We start from the raw sequence: 20,609 nt of genomic DNA, 5'->3' as shown, positions 1-20,609 counted from the left end.
AGGCTATCTACAGTATCTGCTGACTCAGGTGTTTGCTCTTAAACAGTTTTTTCTGTCAGGTAAAGTCGCTGACAGGAAGAAATACAACTTTTACTTATCTGAGAATATAACCATGAAAAAAATGATTGCTGTTCTTGCTCTGAGTTCAGGACTGGGGTTTAGCCTTCCTTCCCTCGCCCGTAGTGATATACCGCCTGATACTATCTGGTCATTCAAAGATCCTAAGGGACGCGTGCTATGGGATGTCTGTGGCGGAAAAAACAGTACCTGTTCTATTGTTCTTGCAGCCACTAACCGGGTTGCGATTGTGAACCGTAAATCCACCAACGGTTGTGCATTAGGGGATTTTTATGTTGTGGCTAAACCAGAAAAAGGCTGGAATCAGTACGATACGGGAACCTGCAGTAGCAACGCCTATTTCAGCAAAGGAACCATGAATAACGGCCAGTATCGCACCATTGATGTTCGCCTTAACGGCGAGCTCGTCAAGCGTTTCCCGATCGAGTACTGGTCGCTGTCTAAATCGTTTTCTAATGGCAATCGTCCAAAATGGACAAAAGATAAGACAAACTAGAAGGTCCGTCTGACCGGATAAATATTTCGACATTTATCATCAGACGGCGTGAGAATACCTGTTCAGCGATATCATATTTATTCAGTCTGTACAGACTGAATATCGTTTCGGCAAAAATACCGCGTCACTTATGCTTATTCATACCTCAAATAACGAGGGGCTAATTGACGCAATTTAGATATAGATAATTTCTGACTCACCAATATGGAGATACCAATGAGACTGATACCAGTAATACTGGCAACCAGCATGATGCTCTGTGCAGCGCCTGCCAGTGCGATACCTAACATGTGGACTAATAATTTTGCCATGGGCGTGACGGAGTACATTATCACCAGCCCGGAAAAGACGGTTCTGAATGTAAGCTGTACTACGAATCCGGATGAGGAGGATAACCTTCAGCATAGCGTGTATATCACGCTTCCTGGAGGCAAGGGGGCTAACTCACATGAAGAGGATAAGACCATTACCTTGGTGACAGGAGACAGTCAGTATCCAGTCCCTTCCTCTCTTGGCTGGCGAGGTGCCGATAATGCCTGGTTTTCTTTTATTGAAGCCCTGAGTCAGGCATCGAAGTTTGATATCTACATCAATGATGACAAGGTCGGGAGCTTCAGTCCATCAGCGGAGAATATCCGTAAAGAGCTTGATGGTATAAATGAGTGCAAGGACATCCGCTATCAGGAAGCACAATAATCTTCGAACACTGATTTACCCTGTCACTGATGTGGCAGGGGTTTTCTTTTTCAGGGCCTGGATATATCTCAGCCTCATCATCACACTCAGCCAGTCTTAAAGGCTACACGGGCAACTCAATACATTTCCTGAACTAGGCCAATGAATACCGATGACTGAGTCAGGCAGATTCACATCCCGACCCCCTGACAATCACTCTCTATTGACCACTCCTCGATTGAGGACCTATTTATGGAAAACACAGTCGATTTTTCTTCCCCATCACTGCCCCTACATGTGCAGCGTACTGTTGATAAAGCCTTTGAATTACTCAGTCACTATTTACATCAACCGGGAGTCGCTTTCACTTCAACAAGTGCAGTCCGTGACTGGCTGTGTCTGAGAATGGCCGGATGTGAGCGGGAAGAGTTTATGGTGTTGTATCTCAACCATCAGAATCAACTGCTTGCCTGGGAAACCTTATTTACCGGCTCCATCAGCAGTACAGAAGTTCACCCTCGTGAGGTGGTAAAACGCGCACTCTATTTTAATGCCGCAGCGGTGATCCTTGCCCATAACCATCCTTCTGGTGATATCGCGCCCAGCCAGTCAGATAAGGTCATTACCCAGCGCCTGATTCAGGCCCTCGGATTAGTTGATGTCCGTGTCCTTGACCACTTCATCGTGGGTGGCAGGCACATAGCGTCCTTTGCTGAAAATGGACTTCTGTAAGGCTGGCTGGCTCGGTTCATATGGCTATGTTTATATCGTTATTTATCCCGCCCAAAACTAAACCCCTTTAATTCAAACGAGAGAAAAAATGAAAACTCATCCTGCAATAAACCCGCGGGTGGCGAAGCCATGTCCGCCACCCGTGGCTGTCTGGCAAATGTTGCTGACTCGCCTGTTAGACCAGCACTATGGTCTGCGACTGGACGACACTCCCTTTATTAATGAATCCGTGATTCAGGAACATATTGATGCTGGTATCACACTGATGGATGCCATTAACTTTCTGGTAGAGAGATATGAGCTGATTCGCACTGACCGAAAAGGATTTACCTGGCAGGATCAGACTCCATTTCTCACCGCTATCGACATCCTCAGAGCCAGACGCGCAACCAGCCTAATCAACACCTGAATTCTTCGAGTCTTATTCCTGATTTTTATCTCCAAACCTTCCCCTTTTTATATTGATCGCATAATGCGCCAGCCACTATTGGCAGGCGCGTTTGCTTTTATGGATGATTAACGATGCAAACAGAACCCGATGTATTAACGGATCACAGTGAACTTATCCTCTCAACTAATATTGAACGGACTGTGTCAGGGCGTGATGCGGCACTGGTTCAGATTGAGCAACTGATACAGCAGCTTGATGCGGTATCCCGCCTTACTTCAGAAGTGGGCGGGGGAACGGCACAGGACTGGGCCATGAAATCCGGGCACCGCTATGACAGCTGGCTAACCGAGCCATCTGAGAAAGCAATGCCCGCCATTACGCGTAATATAGACCGCAGTATCTGGCGCGACTTGATGCTGAAGTCTGGCATGATGGCGTTGATGGATGCCCAGGCTCGTGACCAGTTGCATAAAACCCTGGAGGAGGGTGACCTTCCTGCCATCAGCGAAGCCAATATCCTCAGTACCTTTAAGCAGTTACATCTTAATAAAAGGGATGTCTTTGAACGCGGTATCATCAATGTCTTCAAAGGGCTGTCATGGGATTATAAAACCAATAGTCCCTGTAGTTTTGGGAAGAAGATCATTATTAACAATCTGGTGACGCATAACCGCTGGGGATTTAGTCTTAACTGGGGATGGCGACGTGATCAACTCGCAGACCTGGAACGAATGCTGTTTCTGCTGGATGGTAAACCGATCCCTGATAATCGTGGTGATATTACTACCCGACTGATGGATCATATCCGGGATAACCCTTCGAAGGATGTTTACGAAGATAATTTATTCAGTATACGTTATTTCCAGAAAGGAACCGGGCACATCACGTTTAAGCGGTGCGACCTGACAGAAAAAATGAATGATATCGTGGCGACGCACTATCCGGAGATGCTGGCAGCGGGATGAAGAAGGAGGGGAGGTAATTCCTTACCTGACCCGTTACCTGACCCAATTCGTATAAAACGAAAAAGGAGTCAGACGATTCCTCATCTAACTCCTTGTTTTATATGGTGGCCCCTACTGGACTTGAACCAGTGACCAAGCGATTATGAGTCTCAAATTAATGAGTTACCGATAATTACCTTTCGTTATATTTCAACTATTTAACAACATCCTTGACACTGTATAAATACCCATAAATACTGGTTAATACCGCTCTGAGGTATCCCATAAGTATCCCAGAGCGACCAAGCGATTATTTAGGGATACCGTATTGTGAATCATTTTAAGTTTACCAAAGCCAGCATAGCGGCCCTGCCTCCAGATCCTGCTGGTGGACGACTGGAGTACAGGGATACCGCCGTTAATGGTCTTATCCTGCGCGTTGGCGCTTCTGGCGTGAAGAGTTTCTGCATCTCCCGTAAACGGAATGGAAAGTTTATCCGGGCAACTCTTGGCCGCTTTCCTGATCTCAGCATTGAGAACGCTAGAGCCAAAGCATTAGAGTTGCTTGGTGAAGTGGCTACCAATGGCAAGAATCCCAATGATATCCGTCGTGTTCATGCAATGAGCCTGATCAGCCTGGAGGATGCACTACAAACCTACATTGATAACCGCGCTCACCGGCTCAAGGCAGTTACTGCTAAACAATATCGCTCTATTTTGGGTAACTTCTCAGGCGACTGGATGAAGCAACCTATGGCAAATATTAGCCGGGATCGCGTTGAGATGCGTCATAAGGCGATTACTCAAGGGGGTGTGTGGTTTGGTAAGGATAAATCGCTTTTGCGTGCTGGCGTAGGCTCAGGGAGCAAGGCACAAGCTGATTTATGGGCTAGGGCACTTAGGGCGGTTTATCGCTTTTCCTACGACCACTATCGCGATGAGGAAGGTAAAACCCTCTTACCAGACCCGCCAACGATGGTTCTCAGCACTAAACGCCAGTGGCACGGAACGGTAAGAAAGACGGAGCGCATCAGGACAAGTGACCTTGGACGCTGGCTAAAAGCCGTAGAGCAGGTTAGGCAGGAGTCAATGGTGGTTAGGGATGATGTATCCGTTTCAATATGTGATGCCTTGGATATGGCCTTATTTACTGGTTTACGCCGTACTGAGGTATTCGGGCTAGAGTGGAACCGGGTTAATATTGGTGGCCGCTATTTCTGGATTGATACCACCAAGAATGGTGATCCGCTGGAGCTACCAATCACCGATACTTTACTGGCGATATTTCGAAGGCGTCTCCACCTGAAGAATGGTGAGCAAGCTATCGTATTCAATGGGAAAAAAGGCATGGTTAAAGAGCCTCGCCGGGTGATACGGCGCATTGTGGCCGCTACCGTACCAGAATCGAATCCAGATGAATTAGCTGCTATAGAGTTCAAATGCCATGATGCTCGCCGCACATATGGCACAGTAGCTGAATTAGCCGGCGTTGGCCCGTATATCCTCAAGCGTTTAATGAACCACCGTACATTGCGAAGTGCTGATGTGACGCAGGGATATTTGCACTTTGGGGCTGATGAGTTAATGGAGCCATCAATGAAAGTTGAACGGGCTATTCTGGAGTATGCAGGGCTGGTGGAAAAAGCTGAGGGTATTAATGCTCACTTGTTGTCTGCATTGGCGAATATGAGTGATGAAGATAAACGCCGTTTATTATTTGATGTCATGAATAATCAGAAGGTAAAAAATGAAAGTTAGCGATGCCTCTATAAAAATTCTATCCGAAATTGATGATTATATTTATAACTATGCAAATGTAAGAACTAATGGAGATATACAAGAGTTGCTTTCTATTTGGGAGGGAATGACTTATTCCGATAGAATTTCAATGGCTCATAGAATTGATGCGAAAGATATGGCCGAGGTTTTAATATCAGATAAAGGAACTGTTGGTGGGTCGATGATTACCACAGTTTTACTATTGAGACTTCTTGGATTAAATAACACTGCGGCACGGTTAGAGTTTTTAACACATTCAGCGTTAATGCATGCTCAATTAAGTGAAACAATAGAAGATATAAAGTTTAAGGGGAAGATTTCTAAAAAGAATAGTGATAACGCCTCAGGGCCAAAAAATAAAAATTACGAGCAGACTATATCTATCTTAACTGCAACATGGAACGAATATCCGAACACTACAAAAAACTCAATGATTAAAAGAGTGTATGGATATTTCAACGGTGCAGTAAGTGAGCAATCAATTGGGCGGTGGATTAAAGAAGAGGGATTTGGCCCCAAGCAGAAAGTTCGTCCATGCCCACCTTTCAAATTAGTTATACCCTCATAACGCGCTTTGATCATATAAAAGCGCGTTATGATCAGATCATTACGCGCTGTGAATCTATCCGGTAGTTACTCCTGCATTCATATTTATCCCCGTTGATAACAAAAACTATACGGTGATACTTATGCAATTAATTGAAACAACAGAAATTAAGCTTACCCGCAAAGAGGCTGCTGCTGAATTAGGTGTTAGCCCTCAAACTCTCGCTAACTGGGCTTGTACCGGCTGCGTGTCGATCCCGTTCTATAAGGTAGGGAAAAAGAAGGTCATTTACCACAAGTCAGACCTTGACGCTTATCTTGCTTCTGTTCGTCAGACTCAAACGGTGTGAGGTGCGGCATGACAAATAAAAATGGCGTATCTGTACTCTGCTTTGAAAGGCATACGGTCCGAGTCTTGCAGTTGGGTGATGAACCTTGGTTTATCGCTAAGGATGTCTGCCAGGCTCTTGAGGTAGTTAATCACCGAATGGCGCTTAAGGCTCTGGATGACGATGAAAAGGGGGTAAATTTAACTTACACCCCCGGTGGACAGCAGTTAATGCGCACCGTGTCTGAGTCCGGATTTTACAAATTGATTGCCCGGAGCCGTAAAGCTAGCACTCCCAACACTTTCGCCCACCGATTTAGCAACTGGGTATTCCGCGAAGTTATCCCATCGATCCGCAAATTTGGCGCTTATGGCGTGCCGTGGGCATTACTGCATGACTTTACCCGCCGTTCTGACGATTCAATAGGGCGTGGTAGTCAAGCTGGTAAGGCGCTGGCGATACGGAAGGTTGAAAAGCATCAGTTAGAGAGTGAAGAAAGGCTACTGCTAGATCGGTATCAGCCTGAATTAAAGCTGGGGGGACAGGATGATGAATAAAACAAAAGCGGCCCTGCAAGGCCGCCAATGTCAAAACACTTATATAAACCACAACCAGATTAGCATATCTGCTGGCACCATTACGAGAGTTGCAGATATGCAACTCGGTCAAGAAATGAACTGTGGTTATAAGTTAACCGCGCCATTGGCGCAGTTAATTCGAGATACGCGCAAGTCTGCTCACACCGGAAATTCCACATATTTAAAATCACTCGCTACCTGGTGGGTGTATCCAAATCTGGATAGACCCCAACCTATTGATTTATGCGAAATACTGCAATGCAGGGAGTCTACGCCAATGGCTGATACCCTAAGCAGGAAATCCAGCTTAGCGGCTCACTCCTCTGGCGCCTCCTTGGCCTTCTTGCGCTGGCGGCGTTTGATCTCGCCTTTGGCGGCAGTTACGAGAAACCCAGCAGTGCTTTCTCCTTCGACCTTTAGCTGCTCGATATCTTCCATTACATCATGTGGAATTCGAACCGTTGTCATTTGTGATTTTGCGTTCTTTGCACCTGTTGCCATTACTGGATCTCCGTATATTAGGTGTATGTCAGTATACGCAAAAATAATAATAAAAAAAGGCTTGAAGTGTATTTCACTTATGTGTAGCGTTAAAACCATAGGTGAAATACACCTTGAAATGGCGAGGCCCAGAAGTGTTGGAGCACTAACCGGGCCTCTTACCACCAACGATAGATTACGTATCGAGGTAGCTATGTTAAATCATACCCAAACTCGCCCCAAATATCAGTATCGTTTTCTGGCCCTGCATCGTTCAGATCGCAGTGCTGCACCCTGTCGCTTATCGGTCGAGGCTTTTACTGAGAAAGAAGCCCGTCAGGTTTTGTCTGCTCACTTCATCCTTTCCCTTGCTGCTCGTCTGCCAGTTAGTGAGGTGCGCCATGCGTGAGCTAAAACCCAATGAGCAGATAAGCAGACTGAGTGCTGCCGTCACAGATATGGATTGCCTGTCACAGCAAGCATTATTGGAGATCGTAGCCATTACCGACATGTTGCTGCACTGGATGGAGTCCCCAGAATGCTATCAACGTATGCACATGGTGGCAGATGCGCTAAATCTCATCTCCTACAGAGCACAGGAAACTATTGATAACGTCGGTCGTGAAGCGGAGTCGGTGGGCTGTGAATATATAGATCATGAGCGTCAGCGCCGCCTTGTAGCTGCGAAAAAGTACAAGATTGGAGGGGCTGACCATGAATGATATTTATCATGTTCTGGTAAATCATGATTTTAGCAAGGTATCTGACGAGAAGTTAGATGAGCACAACAATATCTACTGTGGTGCCAGCATGGCTATTAATTCTGCGATACAGGTTATTGGCAATCTGTTGCTGGAAGTTTCAGAGAGCGAAGGATATTCAGGGGAAGAAGCTATGCATGACCTGCAATTAGTTGGATCTGCACTCAGACACCTTCCCCGTATGGCTCAAGCACTGGAGCAAAACGGTAGTTCTATCACATTCGAGCAAGAGAAGCGCAAGGGGGCCAAAAAATGATTAGCACATTGAAATTTAACGAGCTGGAAAAGCGCGTTGTGGCCCTCGAGCTGGCTTTAGCCGCTATGCACCGTAAAGGCTCAGTACCGGAAGGTATGGCACCTCTTACCACTCTGGCGGCTGAAATGGGGCTATCCACCAGCAAAGCGGAAGAACTGGCGAGAAATTGTGGTGTGATGATAGTTCGTCATGGGAATGGTCACGCAGTGCATGAGGCTAAATTCCGTGAAGCGGCGCTGATAATTATCAAGGGTGCCAAGCGTAAATACGGTAGCAAATACTGGTATCACCCGCTGATCGGTAAATTCACCATGTCAGCGAGGCCACAGCTATGAGTAAGCCACAGAAGACTAGTGTTAACCAATGGCCCAATGAACTGTTTTCCTGCGTCTATCGTTGGGTTAATGGTCGCCCGATTGAGAAAGCAGTGGTAGCAAAGGCCATACTACAAACCACTACAGGGACACCTCTCAATTGTCTGGCCGTAAGGCTGGGATCTTTCGCGATTGGGACAGTTACGCCGGAGTGGTTAGCCGACAATGGCTTCCATTCAGCCAAATCACCGGAATACGCACGGGAGAAACGCGAAGCGGTGGTACTGGAGTTTATCAGCCGTCCTGATCTGGTGGCTGTATTAGCTAATGCCGATCGCATTAACTCCCTATTTAATGTTGTTCCCGCTGATGAACCTGCCGTAATCCCAGCACTTAATCAAATGGGGCCAAGCCAGCGCGGTGAGGTACTTCTGGCTCGTTATGACGGTGATTTAGCCGTGCATGGCGATTCGGACACTGTACATCATTACAACGGCATAATCTGGCAACCTGTTTCAGATAAGGCGCTGTCGCGAGAAATGGCGGCAATATTTATGGAATCTAGGGTTCCTTACTCCATGCCAGCCATGAAGAACGCCGTTGATACCATGAAATTGAGTCTGCCAATAATGGGGACCACAGCACGCAATCTGATTGGCTTTAGCAACGGTGTATTTGATACCCGAGAGGGGGTATTCAGAGAACACCGTCAAGAGGACTGGTTATTGATCGCCAGTGATGTGGAATTCATTCAGGCAGAGGAAGGGGAATCACTGGCCACCCACTCTCCCGCGTTCTGGAAGTGGCTTAACTGGTCGACGGCCGGTAATGCCCGGAAAGCTGATCGAGTGCTGGCGGCGTTGTATATGGTGATGGCGAACCGGTATGACTGGCAGCTATTTCTTGAGATAACCGGCGCTGGTGGTAGTGGTAAAAGTGTATTGGCTGAGATCTGCACCATGCTGGCAGGGAAAGCCAACACCGTATCGGCCAGTATGAAGGCGCTCGAGGAGCCAAGGGAAAGGGCGCTGATAGTGGGGTACTCTCTTATCATCATGCCTGATATGTCGCGCTATGCTGGTGACGGGGCTGGGATCAAAGCCATCACAGGTGGGGATAAGGTCGCGATAGACCCGAAACACAAAGCACCTTACTCGACACGGATCCCGGCTGTTATTTTGGCAGTGAATAATAACGCCATGTCATTCAGCGACCGAAGCGGCGGCATATCCCGGCGTCGGGTTATTTTCAACTTCTCGCAGGTGGTGCCAGAGAATGAGCGTGATCCGATGTTGTCAGAAAAGATAGAGGCAGAGCTGCCGGTTATCATTCGCCACTTACTGACACGCTTTGCAGATCAGGGAGAAGCTAAACGGCTTTTGTTCGAACAGCAGAAATCAGAAGAGGCGTTGGCTATTAAGCGTGAAGGTGATTCGCTGGTGGACTTCTGCGGCTACCTAATGGCATCGGTGCAGTGTGACGGCTTGTTTATCGGCAATGCCAGCATTATACCGTTCAGCCCACGGAAGTACCTGTACCACGCCTACCTTGCCTATATGCAGAGTAATGGATTGAGCAAGCCGATCTCGCTTAACCGGTTCGCTACTGATATGCCGGGTTCAATGGCTGAGTATGGAAAAGAATATATTAGGAAGAAAAGCACCAAAGGAAATATGCGCTCTAACATCCGGCTGGCTGATGATGCCGATGAGTGGCTACCGGCTGCAACAGGGGGGGCAGAGTAAAAGTTATTGAATAAGTCTCCACCCGTCTCCACTTAGTTAAATAGATATTATAAAACATAGGGTTAATGGGTGGTGACCTTTAAATAGAGTCTCCACCTAGTCTCCACCTCTCCACCCATCTCTAAAAAGGTGGAGGCTTAGAGTGGTGACTTACGGAGACCTAAAATAGTAGTCACCACCTACTAATGTTATGATTTATATAGTGAAATTGGCTTGGGTGGAGAGGTGGAGACCTAAAAGCATAATTTATTTTTTCATGCATTTTATTTGTAGCGGCTTCGGTCGCTTTTTTATTGCTTAAATTATTACCATTAGTTTTATTTGTCTTTACGATTAAAATTATTGATCATATGATTCTTGCACCAACACTGTATAAATATCAGGGGTAAGTATGGCAACGAAGAAAAAAGGCATAGCAGTACATATTGATGCCGAGACGATGAAAAAGATTGATGAGTATCAGGAATGGCACCGTAAGAATCACCCGGAAATGCCACTCCCGACCAAAGGGCAGATTGTGCGAAATAGTGTGCATTGCTGGTTTAACGCTTCATTGGGGGCATGGCTATGAAAGGCTGGTTTTCTATTCAAGCTAAAGCTGGTGGCACGGCCTCAATCTCTATTTATGACGAGATAGGCTTTTATGGCGTCAGTGCTAAGCAGTTCGCGGAAGAACTCACTGCGTTAGGGCGGATAAGTCACATCGAGCTTCATATTCATTCACCAGGCGGTGATGTGTTTGAAGGAATAGCCATCTACAACCTACTTAAAAATCATCCTGCTCGAATCACGGTCACTATCGACGGCGTTGCGGCCTCAATGGCGTCATTCATCGCCATGGTGGGGGATGTGGTACGGATGCCAGAAAACGCCATGATGATGATCCACCGACCTTGGGGAATTCAGGGCGGCGATGCGTCAGAGATGCGCCGTTATGCGGACTTACTGGACAAAGTTGAAGAAACGCTGATCCCCGGCTATGCCAGCAAGACCGGTAAAACAGCAGAAGAGCTGGCCGCTATGTTGGAATCAGAAACATGGATGAATGGCCGTGAATGTCTGGAACATGGTTTTGCTGATGAGCTGATAGCCCCAGTTCAGGCAATGGCACGGATTGAATCAAAATGTATTGAGGATATGAATATGCCCGAAGCATTAAAAAATATGATTATGCCCCCACAGGGTAATGCACCACAGAGCACCAGCAATGAGCAACAGCGTATTAACGGTATCAAAGATTTATTCGCTATGTTCGGTGGGCGCTATAAAGACCTACAGGCTTCCTGTGTTGAAGATGCCAGTTGCACACTGGAACAAGCCCGAGAAAAGTTACTAGCTTTAATGGGAACAAGTGCCACGCCATCAAATAAAACTCCATCAGTTGGAGATTATATTTATGCCGGTAATGGCAACATTACAGGTGACGGGATCCGTCAGGGGCTGTATGCCCGTCTAGGGCATGATAAGGCAGAACGGGGTAACCCTTACGCCATGATGAGCCTGTTCGATATGGCCAAGGCTTCACTGGTAGATCGTGGGATCAGCGTGTCAAGTTTTGGCAACCGTATGCAGATAGTGAATCTGGCTTTCACCCATAGCAACAGTGATTTTTCCTCCATTCTGGCTGGCGGTGCTGAGAAATCTGTATTGGTTGGCTGGCAGGACAGCGGCGAAACCTTCCAACAGTGGACTAAAGCCGGTTCACTCTCAAACTTCCATGAGGCTCAACGTGTAGGCTTAAATGGCTTCACCTCGCTGGATAAGGTTCTGGAAGGAGCTGAGTACAAGTATGTGACAACCAGCGACAAGGGCGTCCCTATCGCGCTGGCTACCTATGGCAATATATTCTCTATCACCCGCCAAGCCATCATCAATGACGATTTGTCACAACTGACTACTGTCCCTCAATTGATGGGCCGCGCCGCCTCTCGCACCGTGGGTAACCTCGTGTATGCCGTGCTTATTGATAACGTCAAGTTCAATGATGGCAAGGCGCTATTCCATGCAGATCACAGCAACTTGATTGCCCGAGGTATGGATATGCAAGGCTTGACCGAAGCTCGTAAGGCTATGCGGCTACAAGAGGATGCTGCAGGAAACCCATTGAACGTGACGCCGGCTTATATTCTGGTACCGGCAGAACTGGAAGGTGCAGCAATGCGCGCGGTGTTATCAACCTCATCCCTATTCCCGATTGGTGAGGGTAATGACTCAAGCCCCAACCAGAACGCCGGTATTACCAACACAGTGCAAAACATGGGCGAAATCATTGTTGAGCCTCGCTTAGATAAGGCGAGTATTAAAGCGTGGTATGTGGCATCAGCCAAAGGCTCAGACACTATTGAGGTGGCTTATCTGGATGGTATGGACACACCTTACCTTGAAGAGCAGCAAGGCTTCACCGTGGATGGTGTGGCGTGGAAGGTGCGTATCGATGCTGGTGTTGCCGCTCTGGACTATCGAGGTTTGGTGAAATCGAGTGGGGAAGCGTGAGTCTAACCTCAAATAAGAGCCATTCTCAAAGGTACTCCCCGAGGGGGTGCCTACCACGGGGAGTGGGACTCGCGGAAAACGGCTAGTTTTTGAATTTTAATTCGACATCACCACCACCCACTAATGGATTTATTTTTATTGAGGTAAATCATGAGATTAAGAGTATTGAATAGCAATGAGATAGCGCTTGAGGTGCAAAAAGGCGTTGTTGTCGGCAGTATCAGCGAAATCTCAAGAATTTTAGGCCTTGATAGAGCCACTATCGCTAAGTCGATTAGAAATCATGGTGTTACGCCTGCGGGAATGCGTCGGGGCAATCCTATTTACCCGTTACCAGCCGTAGCGCGACGGGCCATTAACGGTAAATTCTGGTGATTTCTGCTTAGACAGCACCATCAACAGGACTTAACTCACTAAAATAAAAGGTTAAAAGTCATTTTATCGGCCTTTGACCTGCTGAATGAACTGAATGAGGTGATCATGAATTCATTGAATAACGAACAGGTAAAAACAATTCGGCTTTATGGCCCACTGAAACAATTCACCGAAAATAAAGACGGTGTTTTCCGTTTTGCGGCCAGTACGACACAGGAAGCGATTAAAGCCTGCTGTGTGCTGTTGCCGGGCTTTGAGCGCTTTCTTAACGAAGCAAAGGACAAGGGTCTTACTTTTGCTGTCTTTAAAGGCAAGCGAAATATCTCTCAAGACGAGCTGGAGTTTAATATTGGTAACGAAGAAATAAGGATTGCCCCGATCATTATTGGCAGTAAAAAGGCCGGACTGTTTCAAACCATCTTGGGAGCGATCCTTATTGCCGCGACCTTATGGAACCCAACAGCAGCTTTAATGTCAGCGGGTGTCGCCAATGGCATGATGATGGCCGGCGCTTCTATGGTGCTGGGTGGTGTCGTTCAGATGCTATCCCCACAACAAGGCGGGCTGGCAATGCGAGAATCGCCTGACAATAAACCGTCTTACGCATTTGGTGGGCCGGTGAACTCGGTTGCTCAGGGTAATCCAGTACCGTTGGGTTACGGTAAACGCCGGATCGGTGGGGCGTTAATATCTGCCGGTATCCATGCCGAAGACCAGATGTGAGCACTAAACCTACAGTGACCGTTATGGGGCATATAACCAAAGCCCCTAAGCGGGTACAGAGCAGCACAGGTAAGGTGATGGCTGTAGCGACAATTCTCGCATCGAGCGATAAGCGCAGTGATTACCCGTTGCGGGTTATTGCCTTTGATCTTCTGGCGCTGGAGCTAATGCTTTGCCAGTTAGGGCAGAAGGTAACCGTTAGTGGCAGATCTACATACTGGAATGGGTATCAGGTTATAGCGGAAAAACTCTTTTGATACCTGACAATACCGCTCTGAGGTATCCCATAAGTATCCCAGAAATAACAAAGGAGTTACGATATTAACGTAACTCCTTGTTTTATATGGTGGCCCCTACTGGACTTGAACCAGTGACCAAGCGATTATGAGTCGCGTGCTCTAACCAACTGAGCTAAGGGGCCAAACCTGGACGCTGATTATACGGTAGTTTTTGTCCTGCGGTCTAGAGCTGATAAATCAGATGGGTGTTTTCTGCGCAAATTTAAGTGTTTTTAAGTATATAGTAGAAAATAGTAAGCCAATATTGGAATCAGAATTTAAGCCAAAAAGAAAAACCCCGGCATGCCGGGGTTTTTGTGTGCTTGTCACTGCAACCGACGATTAATCGTCCAGGAAGCTGCGCAGCACTTCAGAGCGGCTTGGGTGACGCAGTTTACGCAGTGCCTTAGCTTCGATCTGACGGATACGCTCACGGGTGACGTCGAACTGTTTACCCACTTCTTCCAAAGTGTGGTCAGTGTTCATATCGATACCGAAACGCATCCGCAGAACTTTCGCTTCACGCGCTGTTAGGCCAGCTAACACGTCGTGAGTGGCAGAACGCAGGCTCTCAGAAGTAGCAGAGTCCAGCGGCAGCTCCAGAGTGGTATCTTCAATGAAATCACCCAGATGTGAATCTTCATCATCACCGATTGGGGTTTCCATTGAGATTGGCTCTTTCGCAATCTTCAATACCTTACGGATCTTGTCTTCCGGCATCAGCATGCGTTCAGCCAGCTCTTCCGGCGTTGGTTCGCGGCCCATCTCTTGCAGCATCTGGCGCGAAATACGATTGAGTTTGTTAATGGTCTCAATCATATGCACCGGAATACGGATGGTACGTGCCTGGTCCGCGATAGAACGGGTGATGGCCTGACGAATCCACCAGGTTGCATAGGTTGAGAACTTATAACCACGGCGGTATTCGAATTTATCTACTGCTTTCATCAAACCGATGTTACCTTCCTGAATTAAATCAAGGAATTGCAAACCACGGTTAGTGTATTTTTTCGCAATAGAGATAACCAAACGCAGGTTAGCCTCAACCATTTCTTTCTTGGCGCGGCGCGCTTTCGCTTCACCGATAGACATACGGCGGTTGATGTCTTTCACTTGCTCAATGGTCAGGCCGGTTTCTTCTTCGATCTGACGCAGTTTTTGCAAGCTACGTTGCACATCGTCCGAAACATCTTTCAGTTTTTCAGACCATGGTTTACCCATAGCAATTGCCGCTGCAAACCAGGTATCGCTGGTTTCATTGCTGGCAAACAGGGTAACGAAGTTCTTCTTCGGCATTTTGCACTGTTCAACACACAGTTTCATGATGATACGTTCTTGAGTACGAACGCGGTCCATCATGGCACGCATGTTATTGACCAGATAGTCGAACTGCTTCGGCACCAGGCGGAACTGTTTGAACACTTCAGAAAGCTTCAGAATCTCAGCAGCAGCGTTGGCGTGGCTACGACCATTTTTCTTGATTTCCAAACGTGCGTTTTCGTACTGCTCACGCAATTCGCTGAATTTCTGGCGTGCCAGCTCTGGATCGATGCTGTTGTCGTCTTCTTCTTCTTCGTCGTCTTCATCTTCGTCGTCGTCATCATCCATTTCTTCAGTGGATAATTCAGAACCAACGTGAGTTGCAGTCGGCGCAATATCTTCTTCGGCGTTTGGATCCACAAAGCCGGTGATCAGGTCAGATAGACGGGCTTCACCCGCTTCAACGCGATCATATTGTTCCAACAGGTAAGTAATAGCTTCAGGGTACTCAGCTACTGAGCACTGAACCTGATTGATACCGTCTTCGATACGTTTGGCAATATCAATCTCGCCTTCACGCGTTAACAGCTCAACGGTACCCATTTCGCGCATGTACATACGCACCGGGTCGGTAGTACGCCCGATTTCGGATTCAACACTGGACAACACCTGTGCAGCAGCTTCAGCCGCGTCATCGTCGGTATCAGTGGTGTTCTCGGCCAGCATTAAATCATCGGCATCAGGGGCTTCTTCCAGCACCTGTATGCCCATGTCATTAATCATCTGGATGATGTCTTCGATCTGATCGGAATCGACGATATCTTCCGGCAGATGGTCATTGACCTCAGCATAGGTCAGATAGCCTTGCTCCTTACCACGGGTGACAAGTAGCTTCAGCTGTGACTGCGGGTTTTGCTCCATAAGACGGTATCCACACTTCAGAGTATTTGGGTTGGTGTCGGTCGGCGAAACCGCCAACAATAGCATTTGGGGCTTTTTTTTGTCGCCGCTGCCCGCTATGACGGCATATTGTGGGGATTTGCCCCCACATTTATCGGCAATTAAGCCGTTGGGTGTTTCATTTTTTTCTGGCTAACGCCAGGTTCAAAGACCAAAGCTCTTTACGTTCTTCGGCGTTTAATCCATGAGTACGATCACGCGCTATAAGTGTTTCCTGACGTTGCTCCAATATGGAGTCATACAGGCTGGTTAGCGTGTCGACAAAAGTCTGTTCGACCATATCCTCAACAATCATGTGGTTCCATGTTGCGAGAGTTTCAAGTTGTTGGCTGAATTTATTATCACGATACAGTTCTAATAACTGCCCGGTTGTCAGCCCCGGTTGAGCTAAACACGTCTCAACCAATTCAATAAATAGCGGTAAACCGGCTAACTTAGCTTGCTCGACACCCTGTAGTGAGGGAATAAGTGTAGCCAGTTGTGGATTTTGTACCAGTAGCCCTATAAGTATACGCATGGTTGTGCGTTTTAGCTGGGGCGGCTGGTAGCTATTTACATTTTCAGCCTGCTTTGGCATCAGCTTATCGAGCTGGCTGTCATCGAGCAGACCCAACTTATTGCCGAGTTGCTGGCGCAGGTAAAGCCGTAAGGTTTCACCGGGCACCTGGCTGATTAAAGGGAGTGCCAGCGTGCTTAACTTGGCTCGCCCATCCGGGCTGCTCAAATCCACCTGTGGCATTAATGTTTCGAACAAGAAGGTTGAGAGTGGCTGCGCCTCCTCCATCCGCTGTTCGAATGCATCTTTCCCTTCTTTACGTACCAGAGTGTCTGGATCTTCGCCATCAGGCAAAAACATAAAGCGTAGCTGACGTCCATCATTTAGATAGGGCAACGCTGTCTCTAATGCACGCCAGGCGGCATCTCTACCTGCACGATCGCCGTCATAACAACAAATTACGTTATCCGTTGCGCGGAATAATAATTGGATATGTTCAGCAGTTGTCGCTGTACCCAGTGAGGCAACGGCATAATCAATACCAAATTGCGCCAGTGCCACTACATCCATATAACCTTCCACGACGAGTAGCCGTGTTGGGTTAGGGTGGCTCACTTGCGCTTCATACAAGCCGTATAACTGGCGGCCCTTATGAAATATTTCTGTTTCTGGGGAGTTGAGGTACTTCGGCACTCCGTCACCCAGAATTCGCCCACCAAAAGCGATAACCCGCCCGCGTTTATCGCGGATAGGGAACATAACGCGCTCACGAAAACGATCGTAAACCCGCCCTGTATCATTAGTCACCAGCATCCCGGCATCGTTCAGCGCGGTACGGCTTTCGCCATCGCGACCAAAACGTTTTAAGGCGTTGTCCCAACCTGGGGGGGCAAAACCGATAGCGAAATGTTGGATGATTTCTTCACTCAAACCGCGATGTTTAAGATATTCGCGTGCCTGATTGGCGTTCTGGCCCTTGAGTGATTGTTGATAGAACGCACTCAGGCCTTCCATCAGTTGATAAAGACTTTGGCGTTGATGGCGTTCTAACTGAGTGGTGCCGGTTCCTGCCTCGTAAGGCACTTCCAGCCCGTGCATGGTGGCTAATTCTTCGATACTTTCGACAAACTCTAGCCTGTCATAATTCATCAAGAAATCAACAGCATTGCCATGCGCACCGCAGCCAAAACAGTGGTAAAACTGTTTTTCGCCATTAACGGTGAATGAGGGTGTTTTCTCATGATGGAACGGACAGCACGCATGATAATTTTTGCCTTGCTTCTTCAGCTTTACCCGAGCATCGATAAGATCGACGATATCGGTGCGAGCCAGCAAGTCATTGATAAATACGCGTGGAATTCGTCCAGCCATAAGCCCCTATTCGGTCAGTCCATAAACGAGAACAAGCCGCGCATTCCTTTCGGAAAGCACGGCCTTCGTATGCAACTACTCGATCTGCGCGTTCTTAGAACATAAAAAACTACGCGATGGGGTTACCCCCGAAGAATTAATACAGACGAGTGCGGCGTGCGTTTTCGCGAGCCAATTTCTTCGCGTGACGTTTTACAGCAGAAGCTTTAGCGCGTTTACGTTCGGTAGTCGGTTTTTCATAGAACTCACGACGACGAACTTCAGCTAATACACCTGCTTTTTCGCAAGAGCGTTTGAAACGACGAAGAGCTACGTCGAATGGCTCGTTTTCACGTACTTTAATTACCGGCATGTGCCTCTCACCTCAATAGAAATCGGTTTGCTGCTGGCCAATCGCCAGCCTTCTCAAAATGGTGCGGAATTTTACTTCAATGGATGCTGCTTTGTAAAGCACCACAGCAAATTGAAACAGGCACGCCCCTGTGATGTCGCCCCCGTTCTTTACAAGAAAGTTGGTGCCAGGAGTGCGACGGCCGCTGATTATATACTAAACAGGGCCATTGATCGAATTTATCAACATTCTTTTCAAATGTGACAACTATCAACAACATTCATCGTGTTGGATAGCCAAAGTGCCGTTTTTCCGTTCAATTTGGTATCAGAAATCATGACGGGCGACACGGTTATGCTAAACTATCGGCCGCACGTGAATGATGGGAAATGTAATGCGAGTTTTGGGTATAGAAACGTCCTGCGATGAAACCGGAATTGCAGTGTATGACGATGAAACCGGTCTGTTAGCTAACCAACTGTACAGTCAGGTTAAATTGCATGCTGATTATGGCGGCGTTGTGCCTGAGCTGGCTTCCCGTGATCATGTGCGCAAGACTGTGCCATTGATTCAGGCTGCATTGAAAGAAGCTAATTTGAGCGCCAAAGATATTGATGGTGTGGCGTATACCGCAGGCCCCGGCTTGGTCGGCGCATTGTTGGTCGGTGCCACCGTAGGGCGTGCATTAGCTTTTGCCTGGGGTGTGCCCGCCGTGCCCGTTCATCATATGGAAGGCCACTTATTGGCTCCGATGCTGGAAGAAAATGCACCAGAATTTCCATTCGTCGCGCTCCTTGTCTCTGGTGGGCACACGCAATTAATCAGTGTGACTGGTATTGGTGAATATCTGTTGCTGGGTGAATCTGTCGATGATGCGGCAGGTGAAGCTTTTGATAAAACAGCGAAATTGCTAGGTCTGGATTACCCCGGCGGGCCAATGTTGTCGCGTATGGCGCAACTTGGAACGGCTGGGAGATTCACTTTCCCGCGGCCAATGACTGATCGCCCCGGTCTGGATTTCAGTTTTTCTGGCCTGAAAACTTTCGCCGCAAATACGATTCGCTCTAATGGTGATGATGACCAAACGCGTGCTGATATTGCGCGAGCATTCGAAGATGCAGTGGTCGATACACTGGCAATCAAATCAAAACGCGCACTGGATCAAACCGGTTTTAAACGTTTAGTAATTGCTGGCGGCGTGAGCGCTAATCGCACTTTGCGTAGTAAATTGGCTGAAATGATGCAAAAACGTGGCGGCGAAGTGTTCTACGCCCGGCCAGAATTTTGTACCGATAATGGCGCGATGATCGCCTATGCTGGGTTGATCAGGTTGAAAAGTGGTGTGAATAGCGAATTGAGTGTGTCGGTCCGGCCGCGCTGGCCGTTGGCTGAGTTGCCGAAAGTCTGAGTGGGGCTGCTGCTGTGTTGCTGCGTCATCTCTTGATGCTCACATACTGATGTATGCTCCGCTCTCTCAATTCCCAGCGCCTTGCCTCGCTCCCGCTCAGTCATTCTGGATTGGGCGGGGGAGGTAAGCTAATCTTCTTTCTCTTCCAGCTCTGCGGCTTCTTCAGCGGGAGTTTTTTGCTTTTTCTTTCTGAGTTTGTCCCAGATTTTACTTTCTTTGCCGCGCCATAAACGCTGGATATTGTCATGATGACGCATCAAGATCAGGCAAGAGAGCATAGCGACAGGGAAGGTGAATTGTGGTTTGAACCACCAGACGTAAAATGGTGCAATCAGCGCGCTGATAATCGCGCCCAAAGATGAATAGCCGCTCAATAAAACCGTCAGTAGCCAAGTGCCCGTCATCAGGCCAGTCAGATCCCAGCCAATCGGTGCTATGGCACCAAAGGCAGTGGCGACGCCTTTGCCACCTTTAAAGTGGAAAAATACCGGATAAATATGGCCCAGACAGGCTGCAATAGCGGTAAGACCAAGATACAGTGGCGAAACATGCAGCAGATAAGCTAGCCAAACCGGTAACATACCTTTCAGCACATCGAAAATCAGTACGGTGGCAGCGGCGGTACGGCCACCGATGCGTAGTACGTTAGTTGCCCCAGGATTACCGGAGCCATGTTTACGCGGATCGGGTAGCTTAGCAACTCGACATACCAGGACAGCACTGGAAATTGAGCCACACAAATACGCGAAGATAATCATGCCAAGCGCGATAGCACTCATAACACCGCCCTGTTGAAAAATGATCGTTTTA

General features: G+C 47.8%; 25 protein-coding genes and 2 tRNA genes. 20 read left to right on the top strand and 7 right to left on the bottom strand.

All coding sequences use genetic code 11. From position 1 onward, the window contains the following. The first annotated feature begins 112 nt into the window (after positions 1 to 112). From HU019_RS11205 to HU019_RS11185, 5 genes are all read left to right on the top strand, one after another. Positions 113 to 574: a hypothetical protein gene (locus HU019_RS11205; RefSeq protein ID WP_008814951.1), complete on the top strand. Its 462-nt coding sequence runs from the start codon at positions 113 to 115 to the stop codon at positions 572 to 574. 216 nt (positions 575 to 790) lie between these two features. After that, positions 791 to 1,270 carry a hypothetical protein gene (locus tag HU019_RS11200; protein ID WP_020303468.1) on the top strand — a complete coding sequence of 160 codons (480 nt, stop codon included), beginning with the start codon at positions 791 to 793 and terminating at the stop codon, positions 1,268 to 1,270. 231 nt (positions 1,271 to 1,501) lie between these two features. After that, positions 1,502 to 1,981, top strand: coding sequence for a JAB domain-containing protein (locus HU019_RS11195; protein ID WP_008814954.1), 480 nt, complete (start codon positions 1,502 to 1,504; stop codon positions 1,979 to 1,981). An 88-nt stretch (positions 1,982 to 2,069) separates the two neighbouring features. Further along, positions 2,070 to 2,390: a TA system toxin CbtA family protein gene (locus tag HU019_RS11190; protein ID WP_020303469.1), complete on the top strand. Its 321-nt coding sequence runs from the start codon at positions 2,070 to 2,072 to the stop codon at positions 2,388 to 2,390. Between the two features lie 113 nt (positions 2,391 to 2,503). Next, positions 2,504 to 3,337, top strand: a complete 834-nt coding sequence (locus tag HU019_RS11185; RefSeq protein ID WP_008814956.1) for a DUF4942 domain-containing protein — start codon at positions 2,504 to 2,506, stop codon at positions 3,335 to 3,337. 102 nt (positions 3,338 to 3,439) lie between these two features. On the opposite strand, the gene HU019_RS11180 is transcribed toward HU019_RS11185, so the two are convergent. After that, positions 3,440 to 3,514 (bottom strand) — tRNA-Met (locus tag HU019_RS11180). A gap of 132 nt (positions 3,515 to 3,646) precedes the next feature. Here HU019_RS11180 and HU019_RS11175 point away from each other — a divergent pair. The 4 genes from HU019_RS11175 to HU019_RS11160 all read left to right on the top strand — a co-directional run bounded on the left by HU019_RS11175 (position 3,647) and on the right by HU019_RS11160 (position 6,527). Continuing rightward, positions 3,647 to 5,074, top strand: coding sequence for an integrase family protein (locus HU019_RS11175; protein WP_174848766.1), 1,428 nt, complete (start codon positions 3,647 to 3,649; stop codon positions 5,072 to 5,074). Then, positions 5,064 to 5,663, top strand: coding sequence for a hypothetical protein (locus HU019_RS11170; RefSeq protein WP_174848768.1), 600 nt, complete (start codon positions 5,064 to 5,066; stop codon positions 5,661 to 5,663). Before HU019_RS11175 ends, HU019_RS11170 begins: the two co-directional genes overlap by 11 nt. Before the next feature lie 121 nt (positions 5,664 to 5,784). After that, a complete protein-coding gene (locus HU019_RS11165) occupies positions 5,785 to 5,991 on the top strand; it encodes a helix-turn-helix domain-containing protein (RefSeq protein WP_174848769.1) in 207 nt (68 codons plus the stop codon). Positions 5,992 to 5,999: 8 nt separating this feature from the next. Continuing rightward, positions 6,000 to 6,527 carry a BRO-N domain-containing protein gene (locus HU019_RS11160; RefSeq protein ID WP_174848771.1) on the top strand — a complete coding sequence of 176 codons (528 nt, stop codon included), beginning with the start codon at positions 6,000 to 6,002 and terminating at the stop codon, positions 6,525 to 6,527. A gap of 336 nt (positions 6,528 to 6,863) precedes the next feature. On the opposite strand, the gene HU019_RS20280 is transcribed toward HU019_RS11160, so the two are convergent. Beyond that, a complete protein-coding gene (locus tag HU019_RS20280) occupies positions 6,864 to 7,049 on the bottom strand; it encodes a YlcI/YnfO family protein (protein ID WP_050163167.1) in 186 nt (61 codons plus the stop codon). Positions 7,050 to 7,242: 193 nt separating this feature from the next. On the opposite strand from HU019_RS20280, the gene HU019_RS20275 reads away from it, so the two are divergent. The 10 genes from HU019_RS20275 to HU019_RS11110 all read left to right on the top strand — a co-directional run bounded on the left by HU019_RS20275 (position 7,243) and on the right by HU019_RS11110 (position 13,952). Continuing rightward, complete coding sequence (locus HU019_RS20275) at positions 7,243 to 7,437, top strand: host cell division inhibitor Icd-like protein (RefSeq protein ID WP_050093278.1); 195 nt, start codon at positions 7,243 to 7,245, stop codon at positions 7,435 to 7,437. Further along, complete coding sequence (locus tag HU019_RS11150) at positions 7,430 to 7,750, top strand: hypothetical protein (protein ID WP_174848773.1); 321 nt, start codon at positions 7,430 to 7,432, stop codon at positions 7,748 to 7,750. Before HU019_RS20275 ends, HU019_RS11150 begins: the two co-directional genes overlap by 8 nt. Further along, positions 7,743 to 8,045 carry a hypothetical protein gene (locus HU019_RS11145; protein ID WP_174848775.1) on the top strand — a complete coding sequence of 101 codons (303 nt, stop codon included), beginning with the start codon at positions 7,743 to 7,745 and terminating at the stop codon, positions 8,043 to 8,045. The genes HU019_RS11150 and HU019_RS11145 overlap by 8 nt, the downstream gene beginning before the upstream one ends. Next, on the top strand, positions 8,042 to 8,380 hold the full coding sequence (locus HU019_RS11140) for a hypothetical protein (protein WP_025376810.1): 339 nt from the start codon (positions 8,042 to 8,044) through the stop codon (positions 8,378 to 8,380). The genes HU019_RS11145 and HU019_RS11140 overlap by 4 nt, the downstream gene beginning before the upstream one ends. Then, entirely contained in the window at positions 8,377 to 10,104 is a 1,728-nt protein-coding gene (locus HU019_RS11135) for a DNA primase family protein (protein WP_174848776.1), read from the top strand. Before HU019_RS11140 ends, HU019_RS11135 begins: the two co-directional genes overlap by 4 nt. 391 nt (positions 10,105 to 10,495) lie before the next feature. Continuing rightward, positions 10,496 to 10,675, top strand: coding sequence for a hypothetical protein (locus HU019_RS11130; protein WP_174848778.1), 180 nt, complete (start codon positions 10,496 to 10,498; stop codon positions 10,673 to 10,675). Continuing rightward, positions 10,672 to 12,597 (top strand): ClpP-like prohead protease/major capsid protein fusion protein, encoded by a 1,926-nt coding sequence (locus HU019_RS11125; protein WP_174848780.1) that lies wholly within the window; start codon positions 10,672 to 10,674, stop codon positions 12,595 to 12,597. Before HU019_RS11130 ends, HU019_RS11125 begins: the two co-directional genes overlap by 4 nt. A 150-nt stretch (positions 12,598 to 12,747) precedes the next feature. After that, positions 12,748 to 12,972 (top strand): hypothetical protein, encoded by a 225-nt coding sequence (locus HU019_RS11120; RefSeq protein ID WP_174848782.1) that lies wholly within the window; start codon positions 12,748 to 12,750, stop codon positions 12,970 to 12,972. 105 nt (positions 12,973 to 13,077) lie between these two features. Continuing rightward, complete coding sequence (locus HU019_RS11115) at positions 13,078 to 13,695, top strand: tail assembly protein (RefSeq protein ID WP_025376821.1); 618 nt, start codon at positions 13,078 to 13,080, stop codon at positions 13,693 to 13,695. Continuing rightward, complete coding sequence (locus HU019_RS11110; protein WP_227739344.1) at positions 13,692 to 13,952, top strand: hypothetical protein; 261 nt, start codon at positions 13,692 to 13,694, stop codon at positions 13,950 to 13,952. The genes HU019_RS11115 and HU019_RS11110 overlap by 4 nt, the downstream gene beginning before the upstream one ends. 87 nt (positions 13,953 to 14,039) lie before the next feature. Here HU019_RS11110 and HU019_RS11105 read toward each other — a convergent pair. The 4 genes from HU019_RS11105 to rpsU all read right to left on the bottom strand — a co-directional run bounded on the left by HU019_RS11105 (position 14,040) and on the right by rpsU (position 18,412). Beyond that, positions 14,040 to 14,116, bottom strand: a tRNA-Ile gene (locus tag HU019_RS11105). Between the two features lie 199 nt (positions 14,117 to 14,315). Next, positions 14,316 to 16,154 carry an RNA polymerase sigma factor RpoD gene (gene rpoD, locus HU019_RS11100; RefSeq protein WP_005160832.1) on the bottom strand — a complete coding sequence of 613 codons (1,839 nt, stop codon included), beginning with the start codon at positions 16,152 to 16,154 and terminating at the stop codon, positions 14,316 to 14,318. Between the two features lie 157 nt (positions 16,155 to 16,311). After that, complete coding sequence (gene dnaG, locus HU019_RS11095) at positions 16,312 to 18,060, bottom strand: DNA primase (protein WP_174848784.1); 1,749 nt, start codon at positions 18,058 to 18,060, stop codon at positions 16,312 to 16,314. A 136-nt stretch (positions 18,061 to 18,196) separates the two neighbouring features. Further along, a complete protein-coding gene (rpsU, locus tag HU019_RS11090) occupies positions 18,197 to 18,412 on the bottom strand; it encodes a 30S ribosomal protein S21 (RefSeq protein ID WP_001144069.1) in 216 nt (71 codons plus the stop codon). 373 nt (positions 18,413 to 18,785) lie between these two features. Here rpsU and tsaD point away from each other — a divergent pair, with 373 nt between their 5' ends. After that, complete coding sequence (tsaD, locus tag HU019_RS11085; RefSeq protein WP_050077069.1) at positions 18,786 to 19,799, top strand: tRNA (adenosine(37)-N6)-threonylcarbamoyltransferase complex transferase subunit TsaD; 1,014 nt, start codon at positions 18,786 to 18,788, stop codon at positions 19,797 to 19,799. A gap of 128 nt (positions 19,800 to 19,927) precedes the next feature. Here the strand turns inward: tsaD and plsY are convergent, their stop codons facing one another. Beyond that, positions 19,928 to 20,578 (bottom strand): glycerol-3-phosphate 1-O-acyltransferase PlsY, encoded by a 651-nt coding sequence (gene plsY, locus HU019_RS11080; protein ID WP_174848786.1) that lies wholly within the window; start codon positions 20,576 to 20,578, stop codon positions 19,928 to 19,930. Positions 20,579 to 20,609: the final 31 nt, after the last annotated feature.

Origin of the sequence: Yersinia artesiana, from assembly GCF_902726545.1 — a bacterium.
GTDB classification, from domain to species: domain Bacteria; phylum Pseudomonadota; class Gammaproteobacteria; order Enterobacterales; family Enterobacteriaceae; genus Yersinia; species Yersinia artesiana.
This window is presented reverse-complemented; position numbering and strand designations above follow the sequence as displayed.